Origin of the sequence: Kitasatospora sp. NPDC036755 (genome assembly GCF_040636595.1) — a bacterium.
Taxonomy (GTDB): Bacteria; Actinomycetota; Actinomycetes; order Streptomycetales; family Streptomycetaceae; genus Kitasatospora.
In genome coordinates this window covers 27,586-50,230 of the sequence record NZ_JBEZUT010000006.1, presented here as the reverse complement: position 1 = coordinate 50,230, position 22,645 = coordinate 27,586, and the positions used below count along the sequence as shown (strand labels likewise).

Genomic DNA, 22,645 nt, shown 5'->3' with positions numbered 1-22,645 from the left:
GGACCCCCGGCGAGCCCACGCCGACCGGATGGCGGGCCCGGACGGCGGGCGCGTTCGCGGTGCCGGGCGGGCTTCACCCGGCCTCGCCGGCACCTCCGTCCGGCTGTTGCTCCTCCGCCCGCTTCTCGGCCGCCCGGACCTGCTCCGCGAACGCGTGCGCGTCGATCCGCTCGACCGCGGCCCCGTGCCGGGCGGCCAGCTCGTCGGCCGGTCCCGGGGCGGACTCCTTGATCTCCAGGGCGAGCAGCGCCCCGCCGTCCGGCACCCGGGGCGAGAGCAGGATCAGCCCCGCGCCGCCCTCGCTCGCCTGGTGCTCCTCGGCGGCGTTGCCGAGCGCCGCGCCCGCGGCGAAGCCCAGCAGCACGCCGACCGGTCCGCCGAGCAGCCCGATCAGGCCGCCCAGCACGCTGGAGCCGACGGTGGCCAGACCCGCGCCCCGGGTGAAGGTGTCCTCGATCTCCAGCAGGCCGTCGGCGCTGCGCTCCATCGCCGCCGCCATCCGCAGGCCCGGCAGGTGCTGCGCCTCGTCGAAGGCCGGGCGCCACGAGCCGGCGTCGGGGAAGGTCAGCAGGACGACGTTGTGCCGGTCGCTCATCGCACTCCGATCGGGACGGGGGTCGCTCGGGTCTTCCATCGTGGCCTCCCATGGCCGCCCCGGCCACAGGAGCGCTTACCGGGTGGCCTCCGGCGGGTGGTCGAGCACCGGTCCGAGGTCCGGCGGGAGGTGCTCGACCAGCAGGGCGACGCCCTCCTCCGGGGTGTCGGCGGTGCCGATCGGCGGACCGGGTGCGCCGTCCCCTCCGAAATCGAACACGGCGGACCTCTCCGGTGATCGATTGCCACCAACTCGCCGTCGCCGACACGGAATTGCCCGGATCGAGTGAGTGCGGCCGGGACACGCCCGAGCACCCCGGGGACCGCTGCCAGGATCGGGGTCCGCACCGGCAGACCGCCCCTCGCAGAGTGCCACCGGCACCGCTGCCGACCCACCGCGCCCACCCGGCGGTGAGGGCTGCCCGCGTGCGGACCCGCCGCGGCCACCGGCCGCCGTACCAGGGAGGACCACCGTGTCCCAGCAGGTCGACAAACCCGGGAACCCCGAGAAGCCCCAGGCCGAGCCGGACGGCCGCGAGCCCGCCGAGGCCCGGCGCGAGGGCCGTGAGCACGTCGGTCGTGAGCACCTCGGTCGCGAGCAGGACCGCGACGAGGACCGCGACGAGGGCCGCGACCGCGGCGAGGCCGAGCGGGACGAGGCCGAGCACGACGAGGAACTGCGCCTGCGCTTCCCCGGCGACCGCCGGGCCCGGGCCGGCGCCTCGATGTCGGCGAGCGCCATGCTGCGCCGCCTGCCCCACCTGGTGCGCCGCGCGATGACGCTGGCCTGGGCGGCGGACCGGACGTCCACCGTGCTGCTGCTGGTCTGCCAGGTGCTGGCCGGCGTGTTCGGGGCGCTCGCGCTGTACGCCACCACCGGCACCCTCGGCGCCCTGCTGGTGCCTGGCCCGGTCACCGAGCACCTGCGCACCGCCGCGCCCTCACTGCTGCTCCTCACCGTCTCGGCCGCGCTGCGCGCCGTGCTGGGCATCACCGTGGTCGGCCTGTCCGGGCGGGTCTCGCCGCGGATCACCCGGGAGGCGGAGCTGGCGCTGATCGCGGCCGGGTGCGCCGCCGAGCTGAAGGCGTACGACGAGCCCGCCTACAACGAGCAGTGGGAGGCCGCCGACCGGGGCGCCTCGACCACGCCCGACCTGCTCTCCAACGCCCAGGACGTGATCGCCTCCACCGTCTCGCTGGCCGCCGCAGCGGGCGTCCTGGCCACCCTCCACCCCTGGCTGGTGCCGCTGCTGCTGCTCGGCTCGGTGCCGACCGGGGTCGGCGCCGTGCGCACCGCCCGGATCCACTACCTGGCGGCGGTGACCACCAACGAGGACCGCGGGGCGCTGCGCGTCTACCGGTGGTTCCTGATCGACAAGACCCGTGCGGACCAGGTCCGTTCGGACCAGGTCACGCCCTTCCTGATGGCCAAGTACCGCCGTGCCGAGGGGAAGATCGTCGCGGCCACCGACCGGGCGACCAAGGAGGCCGCCAAGGTCTCGCTGCTGGCCGCGCTCGGCACCGGGGCGGGCAGCGCGCTGATCTGGGGCACCCTGCTCTTCCTGGTGGGCAGCGGCCGGATCGACCTGGCGGCGGCCGGCACCGCCACCTTCGCGCTGCGCACCGCCGCCACCGGCCTGCACGGCCTGGTCGGCAACGGCGCCCGGCTGTACCGGATGGGCCTGTACCTGGACGACTACTTCACCTTCCTGGACGAGGCCGGCGGCCACCGCATCCGGCGCGGCCACCGGGTGCCCGCCGCACCGCGGTCGGTCGAGGTGACCGACCTGGTCCACCGCTACCCGGGCGAGCAGCAGGAGCCGGCCCTGCGCGGGGTCAGCATGACGCTGCGGGCCGGCGAGGTGGTCGCCGTCATCGGGCAGAACGGCAGCGGCAAGTCGACCCTGTTGAAGCTGCTCTCCGGCCTCTACCTGCCGCAGTCGGGCCGGATCACCTGGGACGGCGTTCCGGTGGAGGAACTGGACGCCGACGCCATGTGGGCCCGGGTGGCGCGGGTGCCGCAGGAGTTCGCCCGCTGGCCGCTCGGCGCCGCCGAGAACGTCCACCTGGGGCACCTCACCGAGCGGCCGATGGCGGACGTCGAGGACGCGGCGGCGCGCACCGGCTTCGACGAGGTGGTCGCCCGGCTGCGCTCCGGCTGGCGCACCCTGCTGGCCCAGGGCTGGTGGGGCGGCGCCGAGTTGTCGGGCGGTGGCTGGCAGCGCGCGGCGGTGGCCCGGGCGCTCTACCGCACGGTGCGCAGCCCCGGCCTGCTGATCCTGGACGAGCCGACCTCCGACCTGGACCCGCGCGCCGAGCACCGCATCCTGCACGCCCTGCGCGACCTCGCTCCGGGCCGGATCACCCTGCTGGTCACCCACAACATCGCCAACGCGGCGGTCGCGGACCGGGTGCTGGTGATGGACCGGGGCCGGATCGTCCAGTCCGGCACCTGGTCCGAGCTGGCCGCGCGCCCGGACGGGCTGTTCCGGGAACTGCTGGACCTCCAGCGGGACCGTGCGGTCCCCGCCCAGCGGACGGGCACGGGGGAGGAGGAGCGCTGACCGGTACGGCCGTCAGGCTCCGGCGCGGGCCGCACCGCGCAGTCTGCGCCAGGCGCGGCTGACGGAGGCCGGCCCGGTGCGTCCGGCGACGGGCGCACCGGGCTCCCAGGCCCGGGCCGCCCCGGCGAGGGTCTCCCGCGGCGCCGGGCCCGCCGGAGCCGTCGGGCCCGCCGGGTTCGCTGAATCAGCCGGGTCCGCCGCGCGTGCCCGGGCGGCGCGCAGCAGCTCCGCCGGCCCGAGCGCGTCGAGCCGCGCCCGGGCGTGGTCGAGCAGCGCGGCGCAGGCCTCGGTGATCGCGGCCTCGCCGAGCGGGCGGGCGGGCAGGACGAGGCCTGCCGTCAACTGCCCCTCCAGGGCGGTGCGCAGATCCTGGACGGAGAGGTCGCGGACGGTCAGCGACAGGTGGGCGGACAGGCCTCCGGCGCCGACCGCCCGGTGCGCGAACCCGCGCGGGACGTAGAGCACGCCGCCGGGTTCGAGCACGCCGTGCAGGCGCAGCGGGGAGCGCTCGTCGTCCGGGAGTTCGCCGAGCCGCCAGTGCGCGGTGGTCGGCGCGTCGTGGACGTACCAGGTCTTGCGCCCGGCGGCCTGGAGCACGAACACGTCGGCGTCGTCGCGGTGCACGGCGAGGCCCTGGCCGCCGGCCGGGGTGACGAAGAAGAAGGCCTCCACCCGCCGGTCGAGCTCCTCGGAGAGCCGTGCCGCCAGCTCGCCGGTCGCCGGGTGCCACTGGTCGACGCGGCGCAGCAGCAGCGTGGCCCCGCGGCGGAGCAGGGCGAGGACCTTCGCCCGGTCGGCGAAGCCGTGGTGCGTGACGCCGTTGACGACGCGCGGGGCGGTGTAGGCCTCGGGCGGGATGGTGACCTTGTCGGAGCGGACCATCTCCAGGTACGGCGTGCGCAGCAGCCCGCTGTCGAAGGCGGCGTCCAGTTCGTCGAGGTCGAACGGCGGGGCGGGGGCGGCGGCCTGCGGGCCGTTCCGGGGGAAGAGCGCGGGTTCGCGCTGCCACAGCCGGCCGGTGAAGCCGTCGACGTCGCCGACCCAGTCGGCCAGTGTGGGCGATTCCATGGTGTGTCCCGTGGTGTCGAGGCGGCGAATCAGTGGGGCGTCGGGGCGTCGGGATGGGGGGTCAGACCGCGAGCCGCGCCTCGAAGCGGACGGAGAGCAGGGAGCGCAGCGGCACCTCCGCCTCCGGCCGGGGACTGCGGACGAGGATCCCGTTCTCCAGGGCGGTGGTCAGCAGCCGTTCGGCCAGCGGCACCACCAGGTGCTTGGCCCAGCAGCGGGCGCCGTCGAATCCGAACGGCATGAAGGCGGGCGCCTTCTCCGGGTCCGCGACGCCGTCCCAGCGCTCCGGTCGGAACTCCAAGGGCTGCGACCAGTAGTCGGCGTGACGATGCATCAGGAGCGGGAAGAGCGCGATGTCGTCCCCGGGGCGGATCTCGGGGTGCAGCCCGGCGTACGCCTCACCGCCCTTGCGGTACAGCATCCAGGCGGGCGGGAGCAGGCGCAGCGTCTCCCAGAGGATCGCGGTGAGGTCGCCGCGGTGCCACTCCTGACGCCGCTGCGGGCCCATCAGCCACAGGGCGTTGCCGGTGAGGCCGGCGACGCCGTCGCACAGGGTGGCCGTCGCCCGCCGGTACATCGCGGCGGCCTGCCTGCGCTCCAGCGGGTCCTCGGCGTCGCGGATCAGCCCGGCCAGTTCGGTCGAGCCGGCCCGGCCCGGCCGGCCGGGCCAGCGGGTGACGGCGCGGTCGACGAGCAGGGAGAGGGAGTCGGAGCGGGAGACGCCGCGCTTCGACAGCAGTGCGACGGGCAGCGCGTCGTCGGAGAAGAGCCAGCGGCGCAGGTGGGAGGTGCCCGCGTAGGGCCAGGTGCCGGACATTCCGCGGGCCGGGGGCGGCGGTTTGCGGATGCCCGCCATGGCGTCCTGCCCGAGGGCCCGGATCGTCCGGGTCGCGCTGTCGTGGGGGATGTCGGCGCCGGCGGCGGGTTTGTAGACCGAGCGCTCGGTGGAATGCACCGGGCGTGCCGCGACGATTTCGGCAAGCAGCCGGGAGTCCGATACGCCGACCTTGTCCGGGTCGATGCGGAAGACCTTCTCGTCCCGGTCCAGCAGCTCCTGGATTCGCGGGGCGAACGCGAGGGAATGGCTGGGGGCGACTGCCGTCGACATTTCTTCCACGGGAATCCTGCCTCCATTTCGAAATGTCCGGGGAGCGGCGGCTGCGGGGAGGGGGGAGATTGTGCCGAGGGTGCGGAACGGGACCGGCGGGGGCGCGGCCGACCCTTGCCCCCGCCGGTGAACTGCCACGTCAGATGACGTGCGGGACCCACGAGTAGTTCGCGAGGTCCTGCTCCTTCTTGAACTTCTTGACGAGGGCCTTGATCATCTTCATGACTGTTCTCCATTCCGGGGATTGCGGCTGCGGCGAAACCGCCGCAGTCCGAGCCATCGGTGGTATTCGGCATTCCGGCGCCAGAAGCCGAACGGGTTCAGCTGTCTCGGACCCTAACCGAAAGTTCGATGCCCGGACACCCCTCCGGCAGAGAATTATGCGATCTCTGCACCGCGTTAACACCGCTATTCGGTTGCCAATCGTTATAACCCCTTTGAACCCCGAGGTGGGGGAGTATGCCGGGGCCGTGAACGCGGGCAGGGCCCCGCGGAGGTCGCGGGGCCCTGCTGCGTGAGCGGGAACGTCGTGGCGCGTGCGGCGCCCGTACGGTCGGTCAGTTGTAGGTCGTGGTGACGGTCACGCCGCCGAAGCCCTGCTGACCGTAGAGGCTGAAGAAGACGTACCCGGCCGGCGGGTTGGTGATGGTCAGGGTCTCGCCGTTGTCGGCGTGGGCGGACTTGGCCGTGTACGAGCCGGTGGTGGCCCAGGAGCCGGCGTTGTAGTAGAGGTCGGCGTTGCCGGTGCCCCCGCTGGTGGTGATGGTCAGCTGCTTCACGCCGGCCGGCAGGTTCAGGAAGCTGTAGCTGTAGTTGCCGGTGGTGGCGGCCACGTTGTCGCGGCGGCAGTTCTTGTCGTACTGCCGGGCGTCGGTGGCGGTGCAGAGCGGGGCCTTGGGCTGCTCGGTGGTGGGCAGCGAGCCGCAGTTGTCGGCGGCGCAGGCCTTCAGCCAGGTGGCGAAGTCGGCGTCGTACGTGGTGCCGATGGTGGTCTTCAGCAGGGTGCGGGCGCCGTTCCAGTCACCCGCGCGGTACTTGGCGAGCAGCGCGTCGACGTCCTGCGGGTGCGACTGGAGCATGTAACGGACGGCCAGGTAGCCCCAGTTGTAGACGCGGGTGGAGTCCGCGTTGTCGTAGGTGGTGTCGAACAGGGTGCTCAGGGCGTAGGTGCCCTTGCCGGCCTGGGCGACGGCGTCGTCGTAGTGGGCGCCGCGGTAGCTGTAGGAGACGTACTCGGCGAGGCCCTCGACCCACCAGATGGTCGGGGTGGTCATGCCGGCCTCGAAGTCGCCGTACATGTCGTAGCGGCCGTCGAGGTAGTGGGTGTACTCGTGGTTGAGGTTCCAGATCTGGAACTGGGGGCGCAGCCAGGAGGCCTCGTGGGCGATGAAGCGGGCCTGGTTGCCGGCCTTGGCCGGGTCGCCCTCCTCGTACATGCCGCCGTTGTCGACCTCGATCTTGTACATCTCCCAGGCGTACAGGCTGTAGTTGTAGTAGTCGTCGAAGACGACCACCTCGAGGTTGGTGTTGTTGTCGTTCGGGACCGGACCGTTGTCCTTGACGACCTTGTGGAAGAACGCGTCCTGGTTGACCAGGCTGGTACAGGTGTCGGCGAGCTGCTGCGCGGTCATCTCCTGCGCGCGGATCCGCAGGTTGGCGTTGCAGGTGTGGTCGACGGGCAGCACCAGCGGGACGAGCTTGGCGGGCACGTCACAGGTGCCGTAGTAGGAGCAGTTGCCGGCGTCCTTCTTCTCCGTGAACCAGAGCAGGTTCATGGTGAGCGGACCGGTGTTGCCGACCAGCGGGTAGCGGTTGATCAGGTCCTTGAGGATCGGCCGGCCCTGGGCGCGCAGCGTGTCGTTGGCGACCAGGTTGCCGAGCTGGATGCCGACCTTGGTGACCACGTCGCCGCCGTCGATCAGGCTGCTGTTGCGGGTGACGAAGGAGGACACCGTGGTGGCGAAGGACGGGTCGGTCTGGAGGGCGGAGACGAACTCCGGCAGGTCGAAGCCGCGCTCGATGACGGTCTCGGTGTTGGCGACGGCGCTGGTCATCGCGGCGGGCCAGCTGCCGGTGTAGTCGTTCAGCAGCCGCTTGACGACGCCGGTGTAGCGGGCGTTCTCCTGGGCGCTGTCGATCAGGGTGACGGCCTCGGCGAGGGTGGCGCCGTTGGCGTCGGTGGCGTCCTTGCTGTGCGGGGCGGCGTAGAAGGCGTCCAGCGCGCCGCGGATGGCGGTCTTGAGGCTGTCGCCGTACGGGCCCACGGCGTCCTTGTTGTACCACTGCACGTAGTAGCCGGCCCGCAGGAAGAGCACCAGCTGCCCGGCGGAGGTGGAGTTGTCGCCGGGGTAGGTGGCGGCGGTGTCGCGCAGGGCGTTGGCGACGGTGACCATCTGGGCCTCGTTGAAGGCGGCCTTGGCGTCGTTGCCGGTGACCTGGAACAGCGTGTTGACGCAGTCCAGCCCGGCGGTCTTGACCTGCTGGACCAGCGCGGCACCGGACTTGCCGGTGAAGGCGGAGACGTCGCAGGCCGCGGCGGTGAGCGACCGCGCCGACGCGGCGGCGCCGACGGAGCTGCCCGCCGTCGGGGCGGTGGCCTTGGCCTGCGGGTCCGAGACGAGCGGGCGGTCGTCCTTGGGGGTGTCGGGCGACTTGGGCACGGGGATCGTGCGCGGCGAGGCCTTCCCGGCCGAGGTGGCGGGCTTGCCGGCCGGGGTGGCCGAGGGGGTCTCGGTGGCGTGTGCCGCCGGTGCGAACAGGCCGAGTGAGAGGAGGAGGGCGGTGCCGAGCGCGGGGAGTCCGCGCACGCCGTCCTTCGCTATCGAGGAGGAACGCATCTGTGGGGGCCTCCGGGACCGTTGAGGGTGGGGGTGGCCGTGCGGCGTGGGGCGCACGGGACTTGCTGTGTGACATGTAAAATGGCACAACGCTGAACGCGGAGGGAAGCCCCCGAGAACGGATTGCCGGTCGGCGAGACCGAAACGTTGTCAGAACGGCGCCCGGGATCGGCTCGTGGGCCTGTTCACCGGGCCTGTCCGCCGGGTCTGTTCACCCGACTCGGGTCCGGCCCCGGGCTCGCCCCCGGCCTGTTGCCGAGTCGGCCTGCTCCCGGGCCCTCGTCCGCGCCCGCCTGCTGCCGGTCCCCGCCCGGGCCGGTTCGGGAGCGGCCGGCGCGTCAGCGGCCGGCGCGTCAGGCCCGGACGAGCGGCCGCGGGGTGAGCGCCGCGAACTCCAGCGGCGCCGACGGGTCCACCGAGAGGTCGGCCGGGGCGGACTCCGCGCCCGCGCGCACCAGCAGGTCCCCGACCGCGGCCACCATCGCGCCGTTGTCGGTGCACAGCCGCAGCGGCGGCACCCGCAGAGCGATCCCGGCCGCCGCGCAACGCTGTTCGGCCAGTTCCCGCACCCGGGAGTTGGCCGCGACCCCGCCGACCACGACCAGGGTGCCGATCCCGTGGTCCGCGCAGGCCCGGACCGCCTTGCGGGTCAGCACGTCCGCGATCGCCTCCTGCAACGCGGCCGCCGCGTCCGGCACGTTCGGCTCCCGCCGGGCCTCGACCCAGCGGGCGGCGGCGGTCTTCAGGCCGGAGAAGGAGAACGCGTACGGGTCGTCCCGCGGCCCCGTCAGCGGACGCGGCAGCCGGACGGCCGACGGGTCGCCCGTGCGCGCGGCGCGGTCGATCGCCGGGCCGCCGGGGTAGGGGAGCCCCAGGATCCGGGCGACCTTGTCGAAGCACTCGCCGGCCGCGTCGTCCAGGGTGTCGCCGAGGTGGACGATCGGGTCCCGGGCCAGGTCGCGGACCAGCAGCAGCGAGGTGTGGCCGCCGGAGACGATGAGCACCACGCAGGGATCGGGCAGCGGCCCGCCGTCCAGGGTGGCCGCGGCGACGTGCCCGGCGAGGTGGTGCACGCCGTACAGCGGGACGCCCAGCGAGAAGGCGTACCCCTTGGCGGCGGCCACGCCCACCTGGAGCGCCCCGGCCAGGCCCGGACCGGTGGTCACCGCGACGGCGCCGACGTCCTCCAGGGTGAGCCCGGCCCGGTCCAGCGCCTCCTGGACCACGGGCGCCATCGCGTGCACGTGCGCCCGGGCGGCGATCTCGGGCACCACCCCGCCGTAGCGGGCGTGCTCGTCCATCGAGGAGGCGACCGCCTGCCCGAGCAGCACGCCGTCGCGCACCAGGCCCGCGCCCGTCTCGTCGCAGGAGGACTCGATGCCCAGCACCACCGGCGACCCTGTCACAGTCACTCACCCTTGTCGGTCATTACGCGGAACGACGACCATTGTGCCCGACGAGACGTGAGGAATAAGCAGGAGCCCATGCTTCGTTCTTGCAACTGATACGCAATAGTGTTGTCCCGGCACGATCACCACCGTTCAACCCGCCGAAAGGGGCCGTGTCCTGATGGGCACCTACTCGCTTCCCGACCTGCCGTACGACTACTCCGCGCTGGAGCGGGCGATGTCGGCCGAGATCCTGGAGCTGCACCACTCCAAGCACCACGCCGCGTACGTCAAGGGCGCCAACGACACCCTGGAGCAGCTGGCCGAGGCCCGCGACAAGGAGCAGTTCGGCGGCCTGGTCGGCCTGCAGAAGACCTTCGCCTTCCACCTGTCGGGCCACGTCCTGCACTCGCTGTTCTGGCAGAACCTCTCGCCCGAGGGCGGCGACCGCCCCGACGGCGAGCTGGCCGACGCCATCACCGAGCACTTCGGCAGCTTCGAGGCCTTCAAGAAGCAGCTCACCAACGCCACCACCGGCGTGCAGGGCTCCGGCTGGGGCATCCTCTCCTGGGAGCCGCTCGGCAAGCGCCTGATCGTCGAGCAGGTCTACGACCACCACGGCAACGTCGGCCAGGGCACCACCCCGCTCCTCGCCTTCGACGCCTGGGAGCACGCCTACTACCTGCAGTACCGCAACGTCCGCCCGGACTACGTCACCCGCCTGTGGGACGTCGTCAACTGGCAGGACGTCTCGGACCGCTTCGCGGCCGTCAAGAGCGCCTGACCCGCATCGGGTGACACAGGGCCCCGGACCGGTCGGGCGGTCCGGGGCCTTCCCCTGAACGGGTGCTCCTGAGGCGGGAGTTGACGTCTGCGGCGCTGCTACACTCCGCCGCAGGCTGGACGCCACCCGCCGTTCGCCTGCCGGTCGCGCGCGCTCCCTACGCTCGCTCGGACCACTGCCGGTGACCGGCCGGCGACGGCCGTCCGGCCCGTCCGCTGCTGCTGCCGCCGCTGAGCGAAAGGGCGCCCGATGGCCCCGCGACTCTCCCTCGTCGTCCCGATCTACAACGTCGAGCGCTACCTCCGGGAATGCCTGGACTCCATCGCGGCGCAGACCTTCCGGGACTTCGAGTGCGTCATGGTCGACGACGGCTCGACCGACGACGGCCCGGCCGTCGCCCGGGCCCACGCCGACCGGGACCCGCGCTTCCGGCTGGTCCGCCAGGACAACCAGGGCCTCGGCGCCGCCCGCAACACCGGCTGGCGCCACCTCACCCCCGGCACCGAGTACCTGGCCTTCGTCGACAGCGACGACACCCTCCCGCCGCACGCCTACCAGCTGATGATCGACACCCTGGACGGGACCGGCTCCGACTTCGCCGCCGGCAACGCCATGCGGCTGCGCACCACCGGCCTCAGCCCCTCCCACGCCCACCGCCGCCCGTTCCGTGAGACCCGGCTGCGCACCCACATCGGCGAACTGCCCGCCCTGGTTACCGACCGCACCGCCTGGAACAAGGTCTACCGGCGCTCCTTCTTCGACGGCGCCGGCCTGCTCTACCCCGAGGGCATCCTCTACGAGGACGCCCCGGTCAGCGTGCCCCACCACTTCCTCGCCGACCGCGTCGACGTGCTCGCCGAGCCGATCTACCACTGGCGCGTCCGCGAGGACGGCGACCTCTCCATCACCCAGAAGAAGACCGACCCGCGGGGCCTGGTCGACCGGGTCCGCTCGATGGAACTCGTCCGCGAGTGGCTGCTCGCCCGCCCCGAACCCGCCTTCGCCGACCACCTGCGCGCCTACGACCGCAACTGCCTGGTCGAGGAGATCCCGATGTTCTTCTGGACCGTCCCCGACGGCGACCGCGCCTACCGCGCCGCCTACCAGCAGCACGTCGCCCGCCTCCTGCGGGCCATCGGCCCCGAGCACCTGGCCGCCCTGAACCCCCAGCTCCGGCTCAAGTACCGCCTCACCCTCGCCGACTCCATGCCCGGCTTCGTCGCCGTCCAGCGCGCCCACCGCCTCGCCCGCCGCACCCGCCAGGCCCTCCGCCGCTGAGCCGGGGACCGCTGGGCGGGCGGTTCGGCGGTTCAGTGCTTCAGCCGTTCAGTGCTTCTGCGGGACGGCGGTTCGGTAGGTACGGGCGGACGGCGGTTCCGCGGGGACGGCGGCTCAGCGGACGGGACCGGCGCGGTCGGCGCTGTGCAGGAGGACGGGCAGGGCGGCGGCCAGCCGGTCCTGCGGGTCGTGCCGGTCGTACGGGTCATGCTGGTCGGGCCGGGCGGCGAACGGCAGCCGCAGGCGGCTGCGGAAGCCGTCGACGGCGGAGAAGGCGGGCCCGGGCACCACCAGGACCCCGGCCCGGCGGGCCAGTTGGGCGGTGGCCTCGGCGTCGGTGCCGGGGAGCTCGACCCAGAGCGCGGAGCCGCCGGCCGGCCGCTCCCAACGCCAGTGCGGCGCCTGCGCGGTGAGCAGCCGCTCGGCCGCGGCGAGGCGTTCGCGCAGCTGCGCGCGGCGCCGGGCCCGCGCCTCCGGCAGCCCCTGGAGCAGCCGCACCGCGAGCAGCTGCTCCACCACCGGGCAGGAGAGGTCGACGGACTTGCGGAGCTCGGCCAGGCGGTGGATGACCGGGCGGGAGGCGCGGATCCAGCCCAGCCGCAGGCCGCCCCAGTAGAGCTTGGAGAGGGTGCCGATGGTCGCGGCCGTGCCGTCCGGCAGCTGAGCGGCGAGCGGGGGCGGCGCGCCGTCCTCGGACAGGGACAGCTCCGCGTACGCGTTGTCCTCGACGGTGTACAGGCCGCGCTCGGCCAGGACGGCGGCCCAGGCCCGTCGGGTGGGCGCGCTCATGGCGCGTCCGGTCGGGTTGTGCACGGCCGGCTGGAGGTACACCAGGCGCGGGCGGATCCGGCCGGTCAGCCGGGCCAGGGCGGCGGGCCCGTCCTCGTGCCCGTCGGTGGCGCCGGCCGCGCCGGGGCGGGAGCCGTACGCGGGCAGCGGCACCAGGCGTGCGCCCCGGGCGCGTAGTGCCTCCAGGGCGCCCCGGTAGGTGGGGTCCTCGACGACCACGGTGTCGCCCGGCTCGACCAGCCCCTGGGTGATCAGCCAGAGTGCCTGCTGGGACCCGGCCGTGACCAGGATCTGGTCCGGCGAGGTCGGCAGGCCGTCCGCGCGGTACTGCTCGGCCAGCAGCTCGCGCAGCCGCGGCAGCCCGTACGGGAGGTAGCCGTCACCGGCGAGTGCGGCGGAGAGGTCCCGGCCGGACAGCGAGTCGAGGGCGTCCGCCACGGCGGGCAGGCCCTCCAGCGCCCCGCTGGAGAGGTCGACGACGCCGTCCCGGGTGCCGAAACTGGCGAGCCGCCCCTCGCCGACGGGCTCGCCGACCGCCCCCGAGGCGCGCAGCCGCGAGCCGCTGCCGTGCCGGCTCTCCAGCCGCCCCTCCGCCTCCAGCAGCCCGTACGCGGAGGTGACGGTGGAGCGGCTGACCCCGAGGGCCGAGGCCAGCGCCCGCTGGGAGGGCAGCGCGGTGCCGGGGGCCACGTCCCCGCGCTCGGCCAGCTCGCGCAGCGCGTCCGCGAGCAGCCGCGGCAGGGCCCCCGGACCGTCGGCGGCCCAGCCGGTGAGCAGGCGCGACAGGCGGGTGGCGGGGATCCGGTCCATGCCGTCCATGATGCCCCGGTGGCCCGGGCCGCCGTCCGGTCCGGTGCTCTGTCCGGTGGTTGGCCTGGTGGTCGGTCCGGTGACCGGGCCGGACGGCAGGCCACTTGCCCGCAAGTGGTCTTTGCCGCCGCCCAGGCCCCGCCGGATGATCGGGGAACCGTCCGTTCAAAGGAGCAGGGACATGGCGACCGTCGTACTGGTCGGGACACTGGACACCAAGGGCGCGGAGTACGCGTGGCTCGCCGAGCGGCTGCGGGAGGACGGCTGCGAGGTGGTCATGGTCGACGCCGGCGTGCTGCCGCCGCCCCCCGGCACGCCCGCCGCCGACCTCGGCCCGGAGGAGGTCGCCCGTGCCGCCGGACACGACCTGGCGGCGCTGCGCTCCGCGGGCGACCGCGGGGCGGCCGTGACGGCGATGGCTCAGGGCGCCGAGCGGCTGGTCGGCGAGCTGTACCGGTCGGGTCGGCTGCACGCCGTCCTGGCGGTGGCGGGCAGCGGCGGGTCGTCCATCGCGGCCCGCGCGATGCAGGCGCTGCCGGTCGGCGTGCCCAAGCTGCTGGTGTCCACCATGGCGGGCGGGGACGTGGCACCGTACGTGGGCAGCAGCGACGTCACCCTGATGTACAGCGTGGTGGACGTCGCGGGCATCAACTCGGTGTCCTCGCTGATCCTCGGGAACGCGGCGGCGGCCGCCGCGGGCATGGCCGTCCGGCACGAGCGGGTGCTGGCCGCCCCGCGGCCGCACGGCCGCCCGCTGGTCGGCGCCAGCATGTTCGGCGTGACCACGCCCGCGGTCGACGCCGCCCGCGAGCGCCTGGACGAACTCGGCTACGAGGTCCTGGTGTTCCACGCCACCGGGGTCGGCGGCCGGGCGCTGGAGAAGCTGGCCGCGGGCGGATTCCTGGCCGGCGTCCTGGACCTGACCACCACCGAACTCGCGGACGAACTCGTCGGCGGCGTGCTCAGCGCCGGGCCCGACCGGCTGACCGCGGCCGGGCGGGCCGGCATCCCCCAGGTGGTCGCGCCGGGCGCGCTGGACATGGTCAACTTCGGCCCCCGGGAGACCGTCCCGGAGCGCTTCGCCGGGCGCCGGCTGCTGGTCCACAACCCCACCGTGACCCTGATGCGCACCACCGCCGAGGAGATGTCCGCCGTCGGCGCCGACCTCGGGCGCAAGCTCGACGCGGCGCGCGGCCCGGTGACGGTGCTCTGGCCGCTCGGCGGGGTGTCCGCCGTGGACGCGCCGGGCGGGCCGTTCCACGACCCGGAGGCCGACCGGGCCGGTCTGGCGGCGCTGCGCTCGGCGCTGGCCGGCGGACCGGTCGAACTGCGCGAGCTGGACGCCCACCTGAACGACCCGGCCTTCGCCGTCGCGGCCGCCGACCGGCTGCACCAGCTGATCACCGCGCACGCCTGACCCGTTGCCGTTACCCCCCCACTGAACGAGGAGCCCACCGTGAACCGCACCGAAGCCCTGGCCCGCCTGACCGCGCAGATCACCGCCGGGAAGCCGGTCATCGGGGCCGGCGCCGGCACCGGCCTGTCCGCCAAGTGCGCGGAGGCCGGCGGCGTCGACCTGCTGATCATCTACAACTCGGGCCGCTACCGGATGGCCGGCCGCGGCTCGCTGGCGGGCCTGATGCCGTACGGCGACGCCAACGCCATCGTGCTGGAGATGGCGGGGGAGGTGCTGCCGGTGGTCCGCGAGGTGCCGGTGCTCGCCGGGGTGTGCGGCACCGACCCGTTCCGGATCATGGGCAACTTCCTGGACCAGCTGAAGGCCGTCGGCTTCACCGGGGTGCAGAACTTCCCGACGGTCGGACTGATCGACGGCACGTTCCGAGCGAACCTGGAGGAGACCGGGATGGGCTTCGGGCTGGAGGTCGACATGATCCGCCAGGCCCACGAGCGCGAACTGCTCACCGCCCCCTACGTGTTCGACCCGGAGCAGGCCGCCGACATGGCCCGGGCCGGCGCGGACGTGCTCGTCCCGCACGTCGGGCTCACCACCAAGGGCTCCATCGGCGCGGCCACCGCGCTCACCCTCGACCAGGCGGCGGCCGCCGTGCAGGAGATGCACGACGCCGCCAAGCGGGTCAACCCGGAGATCATCGTGCTCTGCCACGGCGGCCCGATCGCTGAACCCGAGGACGCCCGTTACGTTCTGGAGCACACCACGGGGATCGCCGGGTTCTTCGGCGCCTCCTCGATGGAGCGGCTGCCCACCGAACGCGCCATCACGGAGCAGGCCCGCGCGTTCAAGTCCCTGCCGCTGGGCTGAGCACGGGCGGGACGGCGGCACCCTCACGGACGGGGGCGCCGCCGCGCCCTCCCCAGCCGTCGGAAAACCCGATGCCGGCGCGGCCCGACCCTGCCATGCTGGCCTGCCATGAGCTACGAACTCCTGCTCCTCGGCGGCGGATCGGGCGTCGGGAAGTCGACCGTCGGCTTCGAGGTCTCGGAGGTGCTGCGGGCGCGCGACACGGCGCACTGCCTCATCGAGGGGGACTTCATGGACCAGATCCACCCCGCCCCCGACGGCGACCCCCACCGCACGGCGATCACCGAACGGAACATCGCCGCCGTCTGGGCGAACTACGCCGCCCTCGGACAGCGCCGCCTCGTCTACACCAACACCGTGAGCATCCTCGAAGCGCCGATGATCGGCCGCGCCATGGGCGGCGGTCCGGTCCGGGCCATCTGCGTCCTGCTCACGGCGCGGAAGGAGACCGTACGACGGCGGCTCGCCCAGCGCGAGACCGGCTCCCAACTGGCCGCCCACATCGAGCGGAGCCTGTTCATGGCGCGGCACCTGGACGAACGGGCACCGGCCGGCACGGTCCGCGTCCCGACGGACGACCGGTCGGTCGAGGACATCGCCCAGGACGTCCTCCGGGCCGCCGCCTGGTAGCGGCGGAACCCCGCAAAACGGTTGGCAGGGTGCCGCCCGCCCCGGTCAGAATGGACGGATGATCGCCGCCGCGCCACAGGGCCCCGTCCAGCCGCCACCCGTCGTCACCGAGCTCGCGGCCGGACGGCCGGTACGGGCCGTCTGGGAGAACGAACTCGGCGGACTGACCTTCCAGCTCGGCCACGGCGACACCCGGCAGTTCGTGAAGTGGACGCCGGCCGGCAGCGGCACCGGTATCGATCTCGCGGCGGAGGCGGTCCGCCTGCGCTGGGCCTCGAGGTTCGCCGTGGTGCCACCGGTCGTCGCCGAAGGCGCCGACGAAACCGGATCCTGGCTCGTCACCCAGGGCCTGCCCGGCCGGTCGGCAGTGGACGAGCACTGGAAGCGCGACCCCGCCACCGCCGTCCGCGCCATCGGCGCCGGCCTGCGGGCGCTCCATGACGCACTGCCCGTCGCGGACTGCCCCTTCGACTGGTCCGCCGAAGCACGCCTGACGAACGCCCGGGCCAAGGCGGAAGCGGGCCGCACCGACCCGGCCGACTGGCCGGAGGAACTACGCCACCACGGCACCGTCGAACGCGCCCTGGCCGCCCTCGCCGACATCCCCCCGATCGACCGCCTCGTCGTCTGCCACGGCGACGCCTGCGCCCCCAACACCCTGATCGGCGACGACGGCACCCCCACCGGCCACGTCGACCTCGGCACCCTCGGCCTCGCCGACCGCTGGGCCGACCTCGCCATCGCCACCTGGAGCACCCAGTGGAACTACGGCCCGGGCTGGGAGAAGCCCCTGCTCGACGCCTACGGCATCGCCCCCGACCCGGAGCGGACCGCCTACTACCGGCTGCTGTGGGAACTGACGGACTGAGCGCCGAGACCGCCAGGCGGCAGCCGGTCTTTGACAGTCGATTCCGCGATGATGTGAGGTGCGCGACACGTGGGCGTGATGTCCGACATCCTGAGAGCGTTCCCGGGATCCCTCGACGGGGCGACCGGCCTGACTCGGGAGCAGATCTCCTTGGTCGAGCAGGACCAGGGAGTCCCCCTCCCCGATGACTACCGGGAGTTCCTGGAACTCGCCGGCGGCGGCGGATTCCACCCGCTGCGCGGGGAGACGTACGCGTTCCCGGAGCTCCTGGGAATCAAGGAGTACGCCCGGGAGATCCTGGAGGAGGCGGCTCCGCGGGAGTCGCTCGACGGCTGCGTCGTGTTCATGGGCCACCAGGGCTACATCTACTCCTTCATCGGCCCGGCCGAGAAGGACGGGAGGACGTACGAGGTCGCCGAAGGCCACGACGGCGTGCACGAGGGCGCGCCCTCCTTCGCCGCTTTCATCCGCGGGACGCTGTGGGCCTCATACCGGTGACGGTTGCCTCAGGGAACGACCGGCCGTGGTCGAGCGATGCGGCGGGCGCGTCCGGCTGCCACCGCAGCCGGACGCGCTCAAGAGGCACCGGCTGTTCCGGAACCCAGCGCCGAGGGGGCGAGAAGGGTGTGCCCGGGAGCGGGTGCGGTCCTACCGCAAGGGCCACCCGTTCGCCGGATGGTCGAGCCAGGCGGTGTGCCCCTCGGGCGTGACGGTCAAGCCGAACCGGTCCGGCCCGGGGCGGTCGTTGTCGAGCCACCAGCGGTGAGCGGCCTCGACTTCCTTCCACACCTGGCGCGGGCCGTGCTGCCATACCGTGTAGCGCTCGGTGTTCTCGGTGCCGTCCCAGTCGACGGCCGCCCAGGAGCCGCCGTCGGTCGTTGCCACCCAGAGGCGGGTCACCACGCCCTCGACTTCGGGCCCGTGGTGCCAGGCGTACCAGAGGTCGCCGAGGCGGTGGCCGAGGGCGAACTGGGTCTCGAAGGCGGAATCGGCGACGGCCCACGGGTCGAGGGCGGTCGTGGATTCCGTCGGCACGTGCTCGTCCATGACGACGTCCCGGAAGAGCCGGAGGCCGAGGCGTTGGGTGCGCATCAGCATGAAGGCGCTGTCGGGGGTGTAGCGGCCGGTGGCGGTCCCGTCGTCGCCGACGGTGAGGCGGAGCAGGCCACCGCAGATCCAAGGGTTTTCCCACGGGGTGAGAACCACTCCACCGGGCCTGGTCTGACGGACCCAGTCGTAGGGGACTCGTTTGACAGAACACGTCGCCATCACGCGGTCGTAGGGGCCTTGAACGCTCCATCCCACGCTGCCGTCACCGTGGACGACGGTGGGGGCGTAGCCATTGGCCTTGAGGTTGGACCGGGCGAGCTCGACCACGGCGGGGTCGAGCTCGATCGTGGTCACGTTGGTGTCGCCCAGCCGGTGGGAGAGGAGGGCGGCGTTGAAGCCGGTTCCGGTGCCGATCTCCAACGCCCTCATTCCCGGTGCGAGGTCCAGGAGTTCGAGCATTCTGAAGACGATCGACGGGGCGGAGGCGGAGGAGGATGGGAGGGTGTCGGACGGGTCCTCCGCATCCTGCCCGTCGTTGATCTGCGTGACCACGGGTTCGTCCGCATACGCGGCGCCCCACCACCGGTCGGGCTCGCGTTCACGATCGCACAGGGCGAGAGTGTCGCCGACGGGACCCAGCCAGACACGGGCAGGGAGGAAGCGGTGGCGCGGAGTCGCGTAGGCCGCCTTACGCCACTCCGGTGCCGGCTCATGTCCGAGGAAGCGGGAGACAGCGTGGAGCAGGCCGCGCACGGCGGCCTGCTCGCGGGCGCTCGACTGAGTCGTCACTTGTCCTTCTCGCTGCCCTTGCCGTGCTTTCCGGTCTTCGACCCGGACGAGGTGTCCGACGTCGACTTGCTCGTGTTGAAGTCCTTGTTGCCGGCGTGCTTGCCCTGACCGCCGTCGTTGGAACCGCTGCCGCCGCCGGAGCTGCCGCCCTTGCCGAGGCCCCATCCCATGGGATTCTCCTACCTGCTCGTGGTGGTCGTCGTGGTGCTGCTGCCGGTCTGTCCACTCACCGGCATGTCGGGCCCGGGCCCCGGCGGCGCCGGCGGCCTCGGGGGTTTGGAAAACGGCGTGATCATGGTTCGGTTCCTCGTGCCGGTGGTGGCTGACCCAGAGCGGGAGCTCTGTCACGACAGGACGGTAGGGGGTACTTCACCAGCCCGTGGTGCGTGTTTCTCATGGTTTCGCGGACGCCGGGGGCTGCTTCTCGGTGCTTCTCAGATTGCACCCAACGCATGGCGGGCGGCCGCTAGGACGTGGCGCGCGTCCGTTCCGGTCACGGTCACCTGTTCGTACAGCTCCCATGCCCGGAGATAGAGCGCCACATCCGCCTGGTCGTCGAGGTGGAGTGAGGCGTTGATCGTCTCAACGGTCACGAACGACCGGTCGTGGATCCAGAATCCGTGACGGAGCGAAAGTGGCAGCGTTGCAGAGAACGGGATGATCGCGATGCTCACCGTGTCGAGGCCGATCAGGCCGTCGAGTCTGTCGAGCTGCAACCGGAGCATGTCCGGAGGGCAGACTCTGGCGTGCAGCGCGCCTTCCCAAACGATGAAGCGGAAGCATCGACCGGACTCGTAGAGCAGTTCTTGCCGACGCATTCGTTCACGGAGGGCTTCGTCCGTGTCCCTGGGCGACTGATGCAATGCGGCGGCGTGTAGGACGTGACGCGCGTAGTCGGGTGTCTGGAGCAGCCCGGGTACGACAGTCGGCTCGTAGGCCCGGACGATATGCGCGCTACGTTCCTCCATGCCGGCCTCACGCTGTACGTGCTGATGGCCGCCGGCCAAGCGACGGCGCCACGAGCGGTAGTGCGTCTCCAGACCCGCGAGGTCACTTCGGAGCGCGTCCGACAGATCCGTGCGCCCGGTAGCTTCGGCCCATGCGGCCAGGTCGGCGGTGGTGGCAGTCTGCCGACCGTTCTCCAGCTTGCTGATCTTCGAGTGGGGCCATCCCAGTCGGCTCGCCATCTCGCGGCCGGTGAGACCAGCATCGGCGCGCAGCCGATGAAGCCGCGCGCCGAGCGCCTCACGAGCCCGCTGGAAGTCGCTCACGCCCGGGGCGGAACCTGCTGGGTGAAGTCCGCGCGGGGGACGGCAGAATGCCAGGACCGATCCCGGATCCGGCATGCCTCCAGAACTGCCTCGGGGCTTTCGATCAGTTCGGCCCCGAGGTAGTTGTCACCCGCGTCGAAGTGCATCTCCAGCAGCGACGTGGAGTCGAACAGCCAGAAGTCACGCTCGGGCAGGTCGAGCTGTCGCGCCGTGGCACGCGGCAGGTGCCGAATGTCCTCGCCTGCCTGGACGTTGGCCCATCCGACGGCGAGCAGGTACGCCTGTCCGTCGGTCATCGGGAGGTCCGCGACCCGGACCCGCTCGACACGCTTCCCGGCCGCGACCTGAGCCGTGATGTTACGACACCAGGGCCGGTGCGGGTCCGTCTGCGGATCCTCGCCACGGGCCCATCGCTGAAAGCCGAGACCCTGTCGATCCGAGGCGTAGCCGCGGCGGCTCTCCAGGCGCCAAGCGGAGCGGGTGAACCCTTCGTCGAAGAAGTGGTCGAACCGGTCATCGCTGATGTAGGCCATGCTCAGTCCTTGGGGGAATAGCGGATGAGGAGGTCACGAGGAACGACGACGAAGGTCTCACCCGGCAGGACATCACGAAGTTGGGCGAGGGCCTCGGGGTCGGTGAGACGGTGGCCCTGGACGACGATGTCGCCCGTCTCGGTCTCGTAGAGAGTCGGGCACTTTCCGTCTTCGCTACTGCTGCCGAGGAACGTGAGTTTCATCAGTGGACTCCTTCTCGTCTGCTGGGAAACCAGAATGCAGTCAGGCGGTCGGTTCGTGGGACGGTTCGGAAAGAACTCAGGCTGAGGAGTGAAGGAAGCGTCGTGGAAACCGGAGTGGTGAAGTGTCACAGCTTGCAATCCGACAACATCCATTGTGCGACCCGTCACGCCGTGGCGTTCGCCCGCTTGGCCAGTTTCACCAGTTCCGATGGCGCGCTCCGGCCGGCGATGAGGATGAGTTCACGGATCGTTGCTCGGGCCGCTCCGTGGGTTCGGATGCTTTCGGGTGCCAGTTCCTCGGCGCGGAGGAGGCAGTCGATGGCGTCGCCGAGGTGGCGTCGCTGAGCGTGTGCTCGTCCGAGGTCGATCAGGAGTCTGGACCTCCGCTCGGGAGAGAGGCGCCCGGGGTCGATTCGCAGGCCCACATCCAGTGCCTCGCCTGCGTCGCCGAGATCGACCGCCGTCGAGACGGCATGGATCTCGACGTTCGTCGGGCCGAATTCGAGGTTGAAGTCGTTCCGGTCCTCGCCGAGTTGCCCGGCGACCTCTCGGGCGTTGCCGATCTCCTTCCGTGCCTGCTCGCGTTGGCCGCTGCGGGCGGCGGCCAACGCGAGGATCAGATGCAGCGACCCGAGAACCGAAAGTGCTTCCGGCGGCGGGTCGGTCACTGGGAGGTGTGCCCGAAGGGCGGCTACGGCGTTCCCGGCTGTGTGGTCCGCCTGGTCCAGCCGCCGTAGCCGGACGAAGACATGGGCCAGTCGGTAGATGCCGGCGAAGACGTGCAGTGGTTGCCCGGATTGCTCGGCAGATCGGATCGCCCGATCGGCGGCTACCCATGCCGCATCGGCCTCGTCCTGGCGGACGAAGGCTGCTGCGACCGCCTGGTATGCCTGGCTGAGTAGCAGATGGATCTCGACGCTCCCGCCATCAGCGACACGTGCCGCCCCTTCCAGGCGCGGTAGCACTTCTGTGATGGCTGCGCTCAGCTCGGCGAACCGAGCACTGTGCGTCAGCTGCCAGAGCCGCTCGACGTCGGCGGTCAACTCGGCCATGTCGGGTGCGCCGGATCGAGGTTGCTCGGCGAGCAGAGCGTCGAGAGCGGGGTGTCCTGAGAGCGAAAGCCGGGCCAGGTCAAGGTCGTTGGACTGATCCGGGGCTGTGGATGAAGAGCTGGTGGACGCCGCCGGAGCATCAGGGCGCAGGGCTTGGACGGACACGCCGAGGCCGTCCGCCAGCATCTGAAGTACGTCGAGGCGGACCACTGGTTGGACGCCTCGTTCGACCTGCGATACCCAACTGGCCGTCCGATTGATGGCGGCGGCAAGCTGGTCCTGCCTCATTCCGCGGCTCTTGCGGAGCTGGGCGACCCGAGCTCCGAAGGCGCGCCGTTCTTCCGGACTCAACGGGCGGCCCTGTCGGTGGACGCGCCCTTGCCGGCGATCTCGTTCAGGAACGTGACCTCGAACGATTCAAGGTACTGGGCGCGTTCGGCCAGGAATCGGCGGATGTGAGGCTGGCGCTCGTGCTCTTCGAAGGCCTCACGGTCCGCGTACAGCTCGTAGAAGATCCGAACGTGGGGCTCGTTCGGTACGGCGTGGTTGACGTAGACGAGAGTGCCGGGCTCCTTGGCTCGGATGCCGTCCAGCGCTTGGTCTGCCAGCTCGTCGAAGGCGTGGGCCGCCGCAGCGTCTCGGGCAACGAAGCGCACAACAAGGCCGAATCCCATGGGTCTCCCTTCCTGGATCGCATGAGTCTCGCACGGCGCAGCGATAGAGTTGTCAGTCGCAGAAATTCTTGACT

22 protein-coding genes are annotated in these 22,645 nt (G+C 72.3%); 8 read left to right on the top strand and 14 right to left on the bottom strand.

Going from position 1 to position 22,645, the window contains the following annotated elements:
• Window positions 1–73 precede the first annotated feature (73 nt).
• A complete protein-coding gene (locus AB0E96_RS02160; RefSeq protein WP_359817423.1) occupies window positions 74–595 on the bottom strand; it encodes a histidine kinase in 522 nt (173 codons plus the stop codon).
• 75 nt (window positions 596–670) lie between these two features.
• Window positions 671–814, bottom strand: a complete 144-nt coding sequence (locus AB0E96_RS02155; RefSeq protein ID WP_359817421.1) for a hypothetical protein — start codon at window positions 812–814, stop codon at window positions 671–673.
• A 253-nt stretch (window positions 815–1,067) separates the two neighbouring features.
• Between AB0E96_RS02155 and AB0E96_RS02150 the strand changes: the two genes are divergently transcribed.
• Window positions 1,068–3,158 (top strand): ABC transporter ATP-binding protein, encoded by a 2,091-nt coding sequence (locus tag AB0E96_RS02150; protein WP_359817419.1) that lies wholly within the window; start codon window positions 1,068–1,070, stop codon window positions 3,156–3,158.
• Window positions 3,159–3,170: 12 nt separating this feature from the next.
• On the opposite strand, the gene AB0E96_RS02145 is transcribed toward AB0E96_RS02150, so the two are convergent.
• From AB0E96_RS02145 to tsaD, 4 genes are all read right to left on the bottom strand, one after another.
• A complete protein-coding gene (locus AB0E96_RS02145) occupies window positions 3,171–4,226 on the bottom strand; it encodes a cupin domain-containing protein (protein ID WP_359817417.1) in 1,056 nt (351 codons plus the stop codon).
• A 61-nt stretch (window positions 4,227–4,287) separates the two neighbouring features.
• Window positions 4,288–5,334, bottom strand: coding sequence for a cytochrome P450 (locus AB0E96_RS02140; protein ID WP_359817415.1), 1,047 nt, complete (start codon window positions 5,332–5,334; stop codon window positions 4,288–4,290).
• 557 nt (window positions 5,335–5,891) lie between these two features.
• On the bottom strand, window positions 5,892–8,171 hold the full coding sequence (locus tag AB0E96_RS02135; protein WP_359817413.1) for a collagenase: 2,280 nt from the start codon (window positions 8,169–8,171) through the stop codon (window positions 5,892–5,894).
• A gap of 353 nt (window positions 8,172–8,524) precedes the next feature.
• Entirely contained in the window at window positions 8,525–9,577 is a 1,053-nt protein-coding gene (gene tsaD / locus AB0E96_RS02130) for a tRNA (adenosine(37)-N6)-threonylcarbamoyltransferase complex transferase subunit TsaD (protein WP_359817411.1), read from the bottom strand.
• A 163-nt stretch (window positions 9,578–9,740) separates the two neighbouring features.
• Between tsaD and AB0E96_RS02125 the strand changes: the two genes are divergently transcribed.
• Together AB0E96_RS02125 and AB0E96_RS02120 are read left to right on the top strand one after the other, a co-directional pair.
• Window positions 9,741–10,343: a superoxide dismutase gene (locus AB0E96_RS02125; RefSeq protein WP_359817409.1), complete on the top strand. Its 603-nt coding sequence runs from the start codon at window positions 9,741–9,743 to the stop codon at window positions 10,341–10,343.
• Window positions 10,344–10,592: 249 nt separating this feature from the next.
• Entirely contained in the window at window positions 10,593–11,621 is a 1,029-nt protein-coding gene (locus tag AB0E96_RS02120; protein WP_359817407.1) for a glycosyltransferase family 2 protein, read from the top strand.
• Between the two features lie 114 nt (window positions 11,622–11,735).
• Here the strand turns inward: AB0E96_RS02120 and AB0E96_RS02115 are convergent, their stop codons facing one another.
• Entirely contained in the window at window positions 11,736–13,220 is a 1,485-nt protein-coding gene (locus AB0E96_RS02115) for a PLP-dependent aminotransferase family protein (RefSeq protein ID WP_359817405.1), read from the bottom strand.
• Window positions 13,221–13,401: 181 nt separating this feature from the next.
• On the opposite strand from AB0E96_RS02115, the gene AB0E96_RS02110 reads away from it, so the two are divergent.
• The 5 genes from AB0E96_RS02110 (at window position 13,402) to AB0E96_RS02090 (ending at window position 17,497) form a co-directional block, all read left to right on the top strand.
• Window positions 13,402–14,637, top strand: coding sequence for a Tm-1-like ATP-binding domain-containing protein (locus AB0E96_RS02110; RefSeq protein ID WP_359817403.1), 1,236 nt, complete (start codon window positions 13,402–13,404; stop codon window positions 14,635–14,637).
• 39 nt (window positions 14,638–14,676) lie between these two features.
• Window positions 14,677–15,501, top strand: a complete 825-nt coding sequence (locus AB0E96_RS02105) for a phosphoenolpyruvate hydrolase family protein (protein WP_074002548.1) — start codon at window positions 14,677–14,679, stop codon at window positions 15,499–15,501.
• A gap of 108 nt (window positions 15,502–15,609) precedes the next feature.
• Window positions 15,610–16,131 (top strand): hypothetical protein, encoded by a 522-nt coding sequence (locus AB0E96_RS02100; RefSeq protein WP_359817401.1) that lies wholly within the window; start codon window positions 15,610–15,612, stop codon window positions 16,129–16,131.
• 58 nt (window positions 16,132–16,189) lie between these two features.
• On the top strand, window positions 16,190–16,999 hold the full coding sequence (locus AB0E96_RS02095) for an aminoglycoside 3'-phosphotransferase (RefSeq protein WP_359817400.1): 810 nt from the start codon (window positions 16,190–16,192) through the stop codon (window positions 16,997–16,999).
• Between the two features lie 78 nt (window positions 17,000–17,077).
• Window positions 17,078–17,497, top strand: coding sequence for an SMI1/KNR4 family protein (locus AB0E96_RS02090; RefSeq protein WP_359817399.1), 420 nt, complete (start codon window positions 17,078–17,080; stop codon window positions 17,495–17,497).
• 150 nt (window positions 17,498–17,647) lie between these two features.
• Here AB0E96_RS02090 and AB0E96_RS02085 read toward each other — a convergent pair whose 3' ends face one another.
• From AB0E96_RS02085 to AB0E96_RS02055, 7 genes are all read right to left on the bottom strand, one after another.
• Entirely contained in the window at window positions 17,648–18,661 is a 1,014-nt protein-coding gene (locus AB0E96_RS02085; RefSeq protein WP_359817439.1) for a methyltransferase domain-containing protein, read from the bottom strand.
• 173 nt (window positions 18,662–18,834) lie between these two features.
• Window positions 18,835–19,008 carry a hypothetical protein gene (locus AB0E96_RS02080; protein ID WP_359817397.1) on the bottom strand — a complete coding sequence of 58 codons (174 nt, stop codon included), beginning with the start codon at window positions 19,006–19,008 and terminating at the stop codon, window positions 18,835–18,837.
• A gap of 264 nt (window positions 19,009–19,272) precedes the next feature.
• Window positions 19,273–20,109: a helix-turn-helix transcriptional regulator gene (locus AB0E96_RS02075; protein WP_359817395.1), complete on the bottom strand. Its 837-nt coding sequence runs from the start codon at window positions 20,107–20,109 to the stop codon at window positions 19,273–19,275.
• Window positions 20,106–20,642 (bottom strand): DUF6879 family protein, encoded by a 537-nt coding sequence (locus AB0E96_RS02070; RefSeq protein WP_359817393.1) that lies wholly within the window; start codon window positions 20,640–20,642, stop codon window positions 20,106–20,108. Before AB0E96_RS02070 ends, AB0E96_RS02075 begins: the two co-directional genes overlap by 4 nt.
• Window positions 20,643–20,644: 2 nt before the next feature.
• Window positions 20,645–20,845: a hypothetical protein gene (locus AB0E96_RS02065; protein ID WP_359817391.1), complete on the bottom strand. Its 201-nt coding sequence runs from the start codon at window positions 20,843–20,845 to the stop codon at window positions 20,645–20,647.
• A 164-nt stretch (window positions 20,846–21,009) separates the two neighbouring features.
• Window positions 21,010–22,248: a helix-turn-helix transcriptional regulator gene (locus tag AB0E96_RS02060; protein ID WP_359817389.1), complete on the bottom strand. Its 1,239-nt coding sequence runs from the start codon at window positions 22,246–22,248 to the stop codon at window positions 21,010–21,012.
• A complete protein-coding gene (locus tag AB0E96_RS02055) occupies window positions 22,245–22,571 on the bottom strand; it encodes an antibiotic biosynthesis monooxygenase (RefSeq protein WP_359817387.1) in 327 nt (108 codons plus the stop codon). Before AB0E96_RS02055 ends, AB0E96_RS02060 begins: the two co-directional genes overlap by 4 nt.
• Window positions 22,572–22,645 lie beyond the last annotated feature (74 nt).